Genomic DNA, 10,767 nt, shown 5'->3' with positions numbered 1-10,767 from the left:
AATCATGTTTAAAATTGCAAATTAAGTTAAAAAGAGGTTTTGAAAACTAGTTTTCAAAACCTCTTTTTAACTTACACAGTTTATGAGATACTACCATAATTCAAATGAATATTTTATATTTTAACCATATATCTATATTTTGCAAAAATATTGTAGATATAGTCTGTGAATGTCTTTGGTAGAATGCCTCCAAGACTTATCAACCTATATGGAAATTTAAAACATCTAAATATTTGGAATACAGCTTTTGACCTATTAAAAACGCCTCTATGATCCAGATAGTATATAGTTTGTAAATCAATAAAACGAATGCCTTTCTCTCTTAAAATAGACTTTGCATCCCTACTTCTGACTGAAATAGCTATTATGCTTGGATTTTGTTGGGTACTCCACATCGAAAACTTGGTACAAAACACACACTTCTCATCATATATTATATACTTTTCCATTATTTTAATCTATCTATTGTATCATCATTCATTTTTTCAATATTTCCTCTATTATATGATTTACCCGTAATATTCCACTTTAATATAATCCCAACCGCTCTCTTATCACCGTAGCTCTTATTTGAATAAAAATAGTTAGGAACTGTTGTCTCTTCCCATAATCTATCTGTTTTAAAAATATCATAAGCAAATAATATGATATTAAGATTTGGATTTATTTTTTTAGACAGTGTTAAATCTAACCTTTGAGTCGTATAGTGTTTTAATAAACCATCTCTATAGGTTGGGGTAAGTTCGTAATTTATATTTAATTTCATTGTTTTTGAAAGTGCAATAACATTATTGGTCGCAAATATGAAAGAAACTGATGATTTTGCGATATCCTTTTCATATTCTTTATCATTTAGTTTTACATATTGTAGTGTTGTAGATACTTTAGTTGTCCATTTTCTATTAAAAAATGAATTATTATACTCTGCTCCTAATTGTCCTAAATACAAATTTTCAAAATTTTTATAAGTAGAGTTAATCTTATTATGATCCAAATCATAAAAAGAACTTGTAAAATCTTTGAAATATCCTGCTAAAGCAAAATAGACCCACTTATTTTTCAATGTCTGATAACTCAATGTAAAGAATTTAGTTGGAGCAATTTCAGAGTCACCTGAAGTATATGTAATATCTGTACTTATCCTTTGAAAAGGATTCAGATAGTTATAATTTGGTCTAAATATTTGCTTTCTAAATGTTAGATTATTATCCCAGTCTCCTGATGACCAATTATAACTAACATCATAAAGTAAATTAGTATAATCTTTCTTATTATGATATGACTTTAATCCCTCTATGAAAGTATAATCAATATATGATGTTTCCGAGCGTAATCCCAAGCGCAATGACTTACCATTAGACAATGAAAAAGAATGGTTGATATACGATGCTAAAACCTTTTCATTGTAAGTAAACGGTGCATCTAAAACAAGTGAATTGTTTATTCTTTGATTTTTGTTTTCTACATTAATATTATGAAATTTAACCCCAACATTAGTCTTTCCAAGTTTATTCTGGCTATTATAATCCGTAAAGGCAATGATAATGGGAGTCATTGTATTTACTCTTTGTTCATCTGTTTGCGAAGAATTAAATACTCCTATAGTTTCATAATCCCCTTTACTAAATACTTGATGACTCCCTATTTTTAATGTATTATTATCATTAAATTCATATTTAAAAGTCTGAGATAATTGCAAAAATTGACTATCTGAATCTACATTTATCCCTCTATTAAAAGTATTATTTTGAGTTAACCCTACTTTATTAGCGTTAGATATTGTATAAGTCCCTGAAAAATCTATCAGGCTCTTTTCTCCTAAATCTAATGTTCCATTAATGAAAAACTTATGGTTTCTTGCAATGTTTTCATCTACATAATTAGCAGATGACAAAGGAGCTCCTGCAATACTATACTGTACTTCTGACCGTGTGTGTATGGGAGTATATCCAAAATTATAACTCGTATAAATTCTAAATCTTGATTTACTTATTCCATAATTAATTCCCGTAGAATTATAGAGTTTAGTTCTTATACCATTGGTTGTGTTTACACCTATTTGGTAATTCCCCTCTCTTTGGCTAAGAACAATATTAACAACAGCATATATCTCGGATCCATATGAAGAATCTGGTGTAGTATCAATAGTTATTTTTTTGATACTTTTAGGATCCAAGGTTTTGAGATAGCTTTCCAAATCTGCACTATCCATTTGTAACTGAATACCATTGACTTCTACTATCGTTACTTTTCCCTGAACTTTTATAGGCGCTCCCTCAGAAACGCTCAACAATGGGATTTGTTTCATGCCTTCCCAAGCACTTGGAGTGTCCTGAAAATCTTTACCTACTACAGAAACTTCATATTTGCCATCTTTTTTTACAATTTTATGACTCTTCTGTGATACTATTACCACATCTTCTATTTTCTTTTCTTTTTGTAATGTTTCTGTACTTGACTGTCCAAAAGTAAATACTCCTGCAAACACCAAAATAGCAAATATGATTTTTCTGTTCATTTTTTTAATTTTTAGATATTAACATATTCTATTTTTTTAATTTGAAATCTCTATGTTTAGAACTCAATACCAAACCACTAATTTTTTTATTCTTATCAAATTCTATAATAGCATCTAAAGATTGGTTTTCAAATCTTACATAGTAGTAATAAAGTCCTTTATCATCTTTATTTACTTCTATAATACCTTTATATTCCCCTAATTTTTGTACTAATAAATCCGTCTGTGAAAGTTTACTTTCTGTAAGTTCTTTTTTAAACTCATCATTAAAATAAGTAGTTACTTTCTTATAATCTTGTGTCTGAAAAAGATTGTAAATACACTCTCTTCCTAACGCCTCCTGTGATTGAGCAAACCCAAATACACTGAACATTGTAACGCATACAAATACTAATAAACATCTCATAATTTTATTGTTTTATTGTTTTAAAATTGTAAAAATTAGTTAAATTCCAAATTATCATCATTGCAGAAAAAAAATATAAATTCAAAAATACTGCAATTCCCAAATGCATTGTTATTGTTAAAAATAACCACAAATTCCTTGTTTTTTTTATCCATATAAAAATAGGGTAAGCCATTTCTATAACTATTGTTGCCCAACCTATAATTATCAATAGTATTGGATTATGGCCTAGTAGTGAAAAATCAAATTGAAAATCTTGATTAGCAATCGGTAAATTTATTGCTTTCCAAATACTTTCTCCATTCCACCAATTAAAACCTGTTACTTTTCCCAATCCAGAAAAGAAATATAAAACACTTAAGTGTATCTGAAATAACCTTCTGTATGGTGTTTTCTCTATATTATTTGAAGGAATTAAAATCAAGTAAAACAAAGACATACTCATAAAAAAATCTACTCCATAAGCATAAAAACCGCTTCCTTTTATCATTGCTACCTGCATTATAAGTAATACAAATGCTACTACTCTTGGTCTTATTCCCGCTATTAATAAACCTCCTAATGTAATGTATAATATTTTGAACATCATTAAAGTATAATATTCTTCTATTCCAAAACCTTGAAGATATATAATTACTTTGGATAATGTTATCAAATAATTGGGAATAAAAACATCCATTATATCGCTCGGAATATATCCTTTTGTAGAATACAGATTATTAAAGTCTGGCAGAACAGCTAACAGGTGTAATATCAATAATACTCCTACTGATTGTCTGAAAAAAACTGCCCATTGCTGATTTTTTAATTCTTGAAAAAAGAAATCTTGAATTTTATTAATCCTTAACATCATACCTCATATTTTTTTATCATTATTTTTTTTGGTATATCATCTCCCTTACTGAATTTTTTGATAGATGGATATTCATACAAATACATTTTCATTTCTATCTTGTAATTTATAGGATAGCTTTCTTTTATCTTTTTTGTTATCTGTTCCATCACAATATCTAAATATCTATCATACCTTTCATCTACCTTGCCCAGTTTATCCAAAAACATATTATTGATACACGATAATCTTAACTTTCCTTCTTTAGATTGAGTGGGGATTCTATTCAAGGTTTTTATGCTATTCCCTTTTTCATCATAAATATGGATATCAAAAATAAAATCACTTGCTACATTTGGACCAAAGAAGCCATAGCCCGTATCAAAACCAGTGTACTTTCCAAACATACTAATAGGTTTAAAATTGCAAAATTTCTGTAATTTATTTGCTATTTCTGGTTTTTCCTTTTTGTAAAAAGAATAATGAGCCTCAAACTCTGTCATAATAGAAAAAGAACACATAATTATAAATATCAAACCAACTATTATACTTGATTTTATTCTTTGATACTTTTTCATAATCTTTAACTTTTAATACTGAGTGGTTTATGTTTTTACCACTCAGTATAGTTAATCATTAATAGTTAGATAATATATTATCCATTTTAGAAGATATTTCCATATCTATACTATTGTTGTAGATATGTTCTGTAAACACATCTAAACATAAACGCTTTGTTGCTATGCTCTTACCTTCTGAATCTATTTTCATAAACTCATCCATAGAAACTTCTTTAACTTCTTTTGTTTCTGCTTTTACACTTGTAAATGACATTGCTGTCAAACCTACTACCATCACGATAGGAAAAAATAATTTTTTCATTTTTCTTTTCTTTTTTGTTTAAAATTTATATTTATTATGCTCCATATGGTCTTGGGCGTCTGGCGACCTTATGTCTATTTTTTCGTGTTCACATAATCTCACTATTTACTTTTTTTCTTTGAGGGTAAAAACCTCTCAATTCGTAGCTACTGAATATTATTTTTCATTTTTACATTGCAAATTTAATATCGTATTTATACAATATCACTACACTATAGTGTAGTGATTAATATTATCCTCTAAAACCACACTATAGTGTAGTTTATTCAATAATTTTATATTATTATTATAAAATTTTTTCAAACCCTCTTGTAATAACAAAACAGGTATGGTTTCTGATCCTAAATAACTAACAGCTTCTGACAATTTAATAGTTTCTATTCCCAATCTATTAAGTAGTTTTAGTAGTTTAGTATCACATTCTGCTAAAACAAATGATTTTTTTTCTTTTAATACTTCATTTATAGCCAGCATCATTAGGGTCTTAAATGTTATAATACTATGATTTCCCTCTTTTTTTATTGCAAATCTTCCTATATGATAAACACCATATACATCATCTAACATTAAATCAACAGGATTAATCTTAAATATCTTTTGAATCGGTAATATATCTTTATAATTCCATTTAAGCACACGAATAGTTCCATTGATGTTTCCTTTATCATCTGTGAAAACAAATGTTTTCTTTCCCTCATAAGATTGTTCTTCATTATGTATTTCATTTATTTCGGTCTTCATTATATCATGATCACAAGAGAAATGATGATACTTATAATTTTCTCTCACTACAAAATCTATAAATCTTTTATCAAAAAAATCGTATTTAATATATTCCATTGATATTATTTTTTTGATAAAATTATTATTATCGCTAATAGTAATTACTACACTTTTGTTTATATTTGTAATCATTTATGTTTTTTTTAAACAAAAGTGTAGTTTTTATATATGGAATCAATCAATCATTTTTTTGATGAAAGAAATACCCTTCATCACTTATCGGATAAAGATTTGGAGCAGATGAAAGACTATATATCTGCAGTAGATGCCTTTGCAAGGCTTTCCTACAAAAGTATTTATGTGATAGATTATCAAAATCAGTCTTTTGAATATGTTTCCAATAATCCGTTATTTCTCTGCGGACTTTCCTCTCAAGAAGTGAAGGAGCTGGGATATGCTTTCTATTTTAGGAATGTGAAAAAAGAGGATTTAGAACTTTTGATGAAAATCAACGAAGCTGGATTTTCATTCTATGAGAGAATTCCCATTGAAGAAAGAAAACTATACACGATTTCCTACGACTTCCATCTCATCAATGAAAGAAACAAGCCTGTGCTGATTAACCACAAACTCACCCCTATTTTTCTTAACGAAAAGGGTAAAATATGGAAAGCGATGTGCATCGTAGCTCTTTCACCCAACCAGACGGAAGGCAATATCACCATTAACAAACAAGATAGTGAGTATTTTTGGAAATTAAACCTTGAAACTAATGTATGGGAAAAGAACCAAAAAGTAAAATTATCTGAAAGGGAATTCAATATTTTAGAACTATCTGCCAGAGGCTTTACCATCAACGAAATTGCCGAAAAAATATTTGTAAGCACCGATACCGTAAAGTTTCACAGAAGAAAAATATTTGATAAATTTAATGTACAGAGCATTTCGGAAGCACTATCTTATGCCAAAATCAATAAACTTATTTAACCATCAGAGCGCCAGAAAATAAAACTCTGGAAAGGTTTTATATGGTTTCCCTGTAACAATATTATACATCACATTGGCACACATTCCAGCTACAATCCAAGAAGCAATAGCAAGTTGTGGCGGAGATTGTGGTTCTGTTTCTTCTTTATATTTTGTAATGATGTCTTCCAACCACTGCTTCGGATGGTTCCAAAAACGCGAATAAGTTGCCACATATTCCACCACCTCCAGTTCATTGAAGTTTTCTTTATTCCTACTCAAAATATCCAATGCAATACCATTAGGCTTAATAATCGTTACCAATCCGCCCCAACCCAAATTGTATGGATGAATCACAAATATTCCTTTTTCTCGACATTTTTTATCAAAAAGAAGCGGAATATCGCTATTAAAATCTAAGACATTAACAGCAATGCTGTGCCCCTCCAAAATCTCTTCTAAATTTTCTCTCGTGATAAACTCTGAAACTACCTTGATATTTGCTTTCGGATTGATCTTTATAAGTCTTTCATAGAGTTGATGAACTTTCAATTTATCAATATCCTCATTGAGATAATTTTGTCTATTGAGGTTAGAAAGTTCCACGCTATCACCATCTACAATGGTCATATTTTCAAAACCTAACCGAAGGATACACTCTGCTATATTACTCCCCAAACCACACCCTCCTATTAGTATCCGTGTTTGCTTTATTTTTTCTTGTTCCTTTTGGCTTATATAGAGCCTATTTCTACTATATCTTTGCATTTTTTATGCAAAATTACACCGACATCAAATGCAAATTGCTACACAAAAGTGTAGTTATTAGGCTTATCAACTCTCATTATGTAAATAAAAGTTCCTTTATTTTCTCTTTTTTCTCCATTTTTCAAACCATATTTTAGTTTTAGGGTTTATATTCATCCACTCAAAAATTTCTTTGCTTAAATCTTGTTCTTCTTTTCTAACTAATAAAATTCCTTCCTCATTTAGTTCCTTTACATATTCCGTTCTAATTTGTTGTACAGATTTAGAGTTGCTTTTAAAGGAAAAATACATAAATAATCCACTAATAATCATCATTACAACGCCTGCAACAAACATATACACACTATACTTGGGTATATTTAATCTTTTATTTAAATTATCTATTGAATCTCTATCAAGAGAATGCAATCTTGTTTCAAGAACTATTTCAGAAGGGATTTCAGAAATGACATCCTTTACCTTTCTTTCTGTTTCCCCTATAAATTCTCCCTTAAATTCATTTAACCCAACTCTAATACGCTCAACTTCTTTATCTGCATCTATCAGAGTTTTATTATTGAAAATAACTAAATGATTAACTACTTCACTAATTTTATTTCCTGATTGATTAATGTAATCTATATTTTTTTTCAAAAACTCTAAAATATCCCTATTCTGCTCTGCTGATTGCTTGTAACTTTCTTTAGCGTCTGAAATAACTTTTTCTAACGCTTCTTTCAATATTGTTCCTTTGTTCTGCTGTTTCTTGTTTTCTTCGTTCATTGCCTTTTTTTATTTGGTTATTTATCAATAACTTATTTAAATCTTTCACTTTCAGTTTTCTATCTAATTCTGATAACTTATATCCATTTTCAGAATTAGAAATATCATCTTGTAGCGTTGTCAATGTATAACCATAATAATTTTGATTATACTCTTTAATTTTACTCTTTTCTTCTTCCTCCTTTAAATAAGGCATAATTCTAAGCCCAATAACCTCTCCGTTTCGCTCTTGTGTTTTAAAATAAAATCTCAATTCTTTGGCTTTTTCTTTAGCTTCTTCCCAAGAGGTAGAACGCTCAAAAATAGAATATACCATTTTAGAAATAGCTGTTCTAAGCGCCTTATTTTGATCACCTCTTATCTGTTTCCAGCCTCTTTTCTTGGCTATTTGTTCGGCTACTTTCCCACTCCTATCTCCAATAAAACTATCCGACATTAACTTGCCATCAAATCCCACTCTATTAGCAATCAAATGAATATGTGGATGCGCTGTATTCCTATGGGCAACAGCGTACCATTGATGATTTTCAAAGCCCATTTTTTGAGCATATTCCAGGGCAAGTTCACGCAACTCATCATCTGTTAATGAAACTGATGGAGATATCACTTGTTCAATAAAAGGTTTTTGTCCGCCTCTACCTTTGTAAAGCGTCGTTAATAATTTCATCTCCTCATACCGCTCTCGGTAATCAATAGCATCCATCTTATTTTGACAAAGGAAAACTGCGTTTTTCTCTCCTTTTTCTTTATAATGAGCTGCAGAAAGACTTCCCTTAACCGATTTAGCTTTAGTTACCATCTTTTAATTCTTTTTTAATTAAAAAAATAACTTCTTCCAGTTCATTTAAAAACCGAGCTCTTTCTTCATCATTAAAAATACCCATACGCAATGCATTACTCAACCGCTTAAAATTCGTAGCTGATTTTGTCAGCGTGACATTTCGTTCAGGATCGGGCATTCTTTTATGTAAGCTACACCTACGGATATATTCAGAGTAACTTAATCCAAATGCTTTCGCCATTCTTTCTACTTCAGTCCATTCGCTTGGAGCATAACGAATAGTTTTATTCAGAGTTCTATTTTCATTCAAGACAGAGGGACGACCTCCTAAAGCTCCCCACTCTTTTCTTTTTTCTGCTAAAGATTGTTTTGCTACATCTTCGCTTATATCTTCCCAAAATTCGTCGTCTAATAACTCAAAAATATTTTCTTCCATAATTATATTTTTAGCGTATGTATTTCCCCCTGCTCCTCCGGTCGCAGGGCAAGAATGAGAAAGACAATAGAAAATCATGTAAGGTTTTGTATTGCATTTATCACTTCTTGACCGATGAGATAACCAATCAACAGCACAAATATATAAATAGTTTTTGATATTCTCTAAATTGAAAATATGTTCTCTTATTTTAGCCCAAATTAAAAGGGAGAATTTTAAAATTCTCCCTTTTAATTTTAAGTTCTCGAAAATTTAATCAATGCTGAATAATTTCCCTTATCAGCTAACTTTATTGCTTTCAGATAAATTTCTCTTGCGTTAGTTTCGTAAGACAAATTATCGCCTCCCCAACTAAAAACTCTTTGTCCAAAAACTTTACTTATAATAATATCAGCCATCAATCTACTATGTCTTCCATTTCCATTAGGAAAGCAATGGATGCTCACTAATCGATGTTTAAATATAATAGCCAATTCATCTTCAGGAAAATTTTTATTTTCTATCCAAAACAAAGCATCATCTAATAACATTTTTAATTCCGTAGAAATTTTCCAATAATCTATTCCTATATTTTTATTGCTCTGTCTAAAGTTTCCTGCCCATTTCCAAACAGACCCATACATTTTTTTATGTAAGTCTCTAATGAATTTTTCCGTAAAAATGGTTTCTTTTTTTAATTTTTTGGTTAAAACCCACAATATAGCCTCCTCTATATTTTTTTGCTCAAACTCATCAAGTTCCTCTCTCGTTGTTACTGTAGGGATTAGTAAGCCCTCTTTTTCTTCTTCATCTAATGGTGTTTGTCCATCTATGTATTGAAAATCTAATCCCATAATATTTTTGGTTGATCTTTAATTAACTCCTCTGTTCTTTCTTCTATAGCCTTTAAAATTCTATCTCTTGTATTTTCTTGTTCTTCCAGTTTCATTGTATTAGCTGAACGCATCACAATTTCAATCGCTAATTCTCTTGCTTTTCTTTCAATATACGCATTCAGATTTCCATCTTTGGGTACAAAACCATAAACCAATTCCATATCCATTGCTTTACCTATTTCCCTTAGCGCATTAAGAGAAATCGTTCCTTCTTGCTCTCTTCTCTCAATATCCAAGACCGATTGTTTGGATATGGAACGCTTGTTTCCTAATTGTTGTAATGAAATACCTAATGCTTTTCTAATCGCTTTTACCCACCCAACAGGAGGTACATTAACACCTTTTAAGACAGAAAATTTTTCTATCTTATCATTCATTTGTTGTAATTGTAATGATTTAAAACCTTTCATCAATTTATATTATAGCTTTAAATCTACAAAAGTAATGATATATTTTGACTTTTAAAAACAAAAGGTCACACTATAATATAACTACCATTCAGATTGACAACATAATAAAAATCTCTTCATACATAATAAATAACTGATTATCAAATCTATTATGCATAACAAGGAACCGCCGTTTTAAGTTTCTTTTTATTTTTTTTGTTTTTTCGTTTTTCTTCCACTCTGCATATTTTTTCATCCGAAAGCAAATCTGAAAAAAGTTATCCACTAATTGACAAAAAACAAAACGTTATTTTATAATTTATTATTTTATTATTTTATTATTTTAAGGGGTACTTAAAATATTGATAATTAGTTATTTACACGGTTGAAAAACGAGTTTTTATAATGAAAAAACGAGTTTTTATAATG

14 protein-coding genes are annotated in these 10,767 nt (G+C 29.5%); 1 reads left to right on the top strand and 13 read right to left on the bottom strand.

The window, feature by feature from the left end; translation table 11 throughout:
- Positions 1 to 113: 113 nt before the first annotated feature.
- The 7 genes from C237_RS15210 to C237_RS13970 all read right to left on the bottom strand — a co-directional run bounded on the left by C237_RS15210 (position 114) and on the right by C237_RS13970 (position 5,553).
- Complete coding sequence (locus C237_RS15210) at positions 114 to 449, bottom strand: DCC1-like thiol-disulfide oxidoreductase family protein (RefSeq protein WP_026315590.1); 336 nt, start codon at positions 447 to 449, stop codon at positions 114 to 116.
- Complete coding sequence (locus C237_RS0108335) at positions 449 to 2,518, bottom strand: outer membrane beta-barrel protein (RefSeq protein ID WP_018676040.1); 2,070 nt, start codon at positions 2,516 to 2,518, stop codon at positions 449 to 451. The genes C237_RS15210 and C237_RS0108335 overlap by 1 nt, the downstream gene beginning before the upstream one ends.
- Before the next feature lie 28 nt (positions 2,519 to 2,546).
- The gene (locus C237_RS0108330) at positions 2,547 to 2,924 is read right to left on the bottom strand and encodes a DUF3887 domain-containing protein (protein WP_026315589.1); all 378 of its coding nucleotides are present in this window, start codon (positions 2,922 to 2,924) and stop codon (positions 2,547 to 2,549) included.
- Positions 2,925 to 2,928: 4 nt separating this feature from the next.
- Positions 2,929 to 3,777, bottom strand: a complete 849-nt coding sequence (locus tag C237_RS0108325) for a hypothetical protein (RefSeq protein ID WP_018676038.1) — start codon at positions 3,775 to 3,777, stop codon at positions 2,929 to 2,931.
- Positions 3,774 to 4,334 (bottom strand): hypothetical protein, encoded by a 561-nt coding sequence (locus C237_RS0108320; protein WP_156809737.1) that lies wholly within the window; start codon positions 4,332 to 4,334, stop codon positions 3,774 to 3,776. The genes C237_RS0108325 and C237_RS0108320 overlap by 4 nt, the downstream gene beginning before the upstream one ends.
- A gap of 58 nt (positions 4,335 to 4,392) precedes the next feature.
- Positions 4,393 to 4,638, bottom strand: a complete 246-nt coding sequence (locus tag C237_RS0108315; protein WP_018676036.1) for a hypothetical protein — start codon at positions 4,636 to 4,638, stop codon at positions 4,393 to 4,395.
- Positions 4,639 to 4,845: 207 nt separating this feature from the next.
- Positions 4,846 to 5,553, bottom strand: coding sequence for a hypothetical protein (locus C237_RS13970; RefSeq protein WP_018676035.1), 708 nt, complete (start codon positions 5,551 to 5,553; stop codon positions 4,846 to 4,848).
- Between the two features lie 36 nt (positions 5,554 to 5,589).
- On the opposite strand from C237_RS13970, the gene C237_RS0108305 reads away from it, so the two are divergent.
- Positions 5,590 to 6,348, top strand: a complete 759-nt coding sequence (locus C237_RS0108305) for a response regulator transcription factor (RefSeq protein ID WP_018676034.1) — start codon at positions 5,590 to 5,592, stop codon at positions 6,346 to 6,348.
- 3 nt (positions 6,349 to 6,351) lie between these two features.
- Here C237_RS0108305 and C237_RS0108300 read toward each other — a convergent pair whose 3' ends face one another.
- The 6 genes from C237_RS0108300 to C237_RS0108275 form a co-directional block, all read right to left on the bottom strand.
- Entirely contained in the window at positions 6,352 to 7,095 is a 744-nt protein-coding gene (locus C237_RS0108300; protein ID WP_018676033.1) for a HesA/MoeB/ThiF family protein, read from the bottom strand.
- A gap of 96 nt (positions 7,096 to 7,191) precedes the next feature.
- Complete coding sequence (locus C237_RS0108295; protein ID WP_018676032.1) at positions 7,192 to 7,857, bottom strand: hypothetical protein; 666 nt, start codon at positions 7,855 to 7,857, stop codon at positions 7,192 to 7,194.
- The gene (locus C237_RS0108290) at positions 7,778 to 8,656 is read right to left on the bottom strand and encodes a relaxase/mobilization nuclease domain-containing protein (RefSeq protein WP_018676031.1); all 879 of its coding nucleotides are present in this window, start codon (positions 8,654 to 8,656) and stop codon (positions 7,778 to 7,780) included. The genes C237_RS0108295 and C237_RS0108290 overlap by 80 nt, the downstream gene beginning before the upstream one ends.
- Complete coding sequence (locus tag C237_RS0108285) at positions 8,646 to 9,074, bottom strand: plasmid mobilization protein (RefSeq protein WP_033398850.1); 429 nt, start codon at positions 9,072 to 9,074, stop codon at positions 8,646 to 8,648. The genes C237_RS0108290 and C237_RS0108285 overlap by 11 nt, the downstream gene beginning before the upstream one ends.
- Positions 9,075 to 9,310: 236 nt before the next feature.
- Positions 9,311 to 9,907 (bottom strand): mobile mystery protein B, encoded by a 597-nt coding sequence (locus C237_RS0108280; RefSeq protein ID WP_018676029.1) that lies wholly within the window; start codon positions 9,905 to 9,907, stop codon positions 9,311 to 9,313.
- On the bottom strand, positions 9,898 to 10,326 hold the full coding sequence (locus tag C237_RS0108275; RefSeq protein ID WP_221403458.1) for a mobile mystery protein A: 429 nt from the start codon (positions 10,324 to 10,326) through the stop codon (positions 9,898 to 9,900). Before C237_RS0108275 ends, C237_RS0108280 begins: the two co-directional genes overlap by 10 nt.
- Between the last annotated feature and the right edge of the window lie 441 nt (positions 10,327 to 10,767).

The sequence above is a fragment of the Riemerella columbina DSM 16469 genome, from assembly GCF_000374405.1.
GTDB lineage: Bacteria > Bacteroidota > Bacteroidia > Flavobacteriales > Weeksellaceae > Riemerella > Riemerella columbina.
This window is presented reverse-complemented; position numbering and strand designations above follow the sequence as displayed.

What these genes read in the sequence shown, in the direction of transcription:
- C237_RS15210 (WP_026315590.1), bottom strand. Translation starts at nt 449, where the DNA reads ATGGAAAAGTATATAATATATGATGAGAAGTGTGTGTTTTGTACCAAG.
- C237_RS0108335 (WP_018676040.1), bottom strand. Translation starts at nt 2,518, where the DNA reads ATGAACAGAAAAATCATATTTGCTATTTTGGTGTTTGCAGGAGTATTT.
- C237_RS0108330 (WP_026315589.1), bottom strand. Translation starts at nt 2,924, where the DNA reads ATGAGATGTTTATTAGTATTTGTATGCGTTACAATGTTCAGTGTATTT.
- C237_RS0108325 (WP_018676038.1), bottom strand. Translation starts at nt 3,777, where the DNA reads ATGATGTTAAGGATTAATAAAATTCAAGATTTCTTTTTTCAAGAATTA.
- C237_RS0108320 (WP_156809737.1), bottom strand. Translation starts at nt 4,334, where the DNA reads ATGAAAAAGTATCAAAGAATAAAATCAAGTATAATAGTTGGTTTGATA.
- C237_RS0108315 (WP_018676036.1), bottom strand. Translation starts at nt 4,638, where the DNA reads ATGAAAAAATTATTTTTTCCTATCGTGATGGTAGTAGGTTTGACAGCA.
- C237_RS13970 (WP_018676035.1), bottom strand. Translation starts at nt 5,553, where the DNA reads ATGATTACAAATATAAACAAAAGTGTAGTAATTACTATTAGCGATAAT.
- C237_RS0108305 (WP_018676034.1), top strand. Translation starts at nt 5,590, where the DNA reads ATGGAATCAATCAATCATTTTTTTGATGAAAGAAATACCCTTCATCAC.
- C237_RS0108300 (WP_018676033.1), bottom strand. Translation starts at nt 7,095, where the DNA reads ATGCAAAGATATAGTAGAAATAGGCTCTATATAAGCCAAAAGGAACAA.
- C237_RS0108295 (WP_018676032.1), bottom strand. Translation starts at nt 7,857, where the DNA reads ATGAACGAAGAAAACAAGAAACAGCAGAACAAAGGAACAATATTGAAA.
- C237_RS0108290 (WP_018676031.1), bottom strand. Translation starts at nt 8,656, where the DNA reads ATGGTAACTAAAGCTAAATCGGTTAAGGGAAGTCTTTCTGCAGCTCAT.
- C237_RS0108285 (WP_033398850.1), bottom strand. Translation starts at nt 9,074, where the DNA reads ATGGAAGAAAATATTTTTGAGTTATTAGACGACGAATTTTGGGAAGAT.
- C237_RS0108280 (WP_018676029.1), bottom strand. Translation starts at nt 9,907, where the DNA reads ATGGGATTAGATTTTCAATACATAGATGGACAAACACCATTAGATGAA.
- C237_RS0108275 (WP_221403458.1), bottom strand. Translation starts at nt 10,326, where the DNA reads ATGAATGATAAGATAGAAAAATTTTCTGTCTTAAAAGGTGTTAATGTA.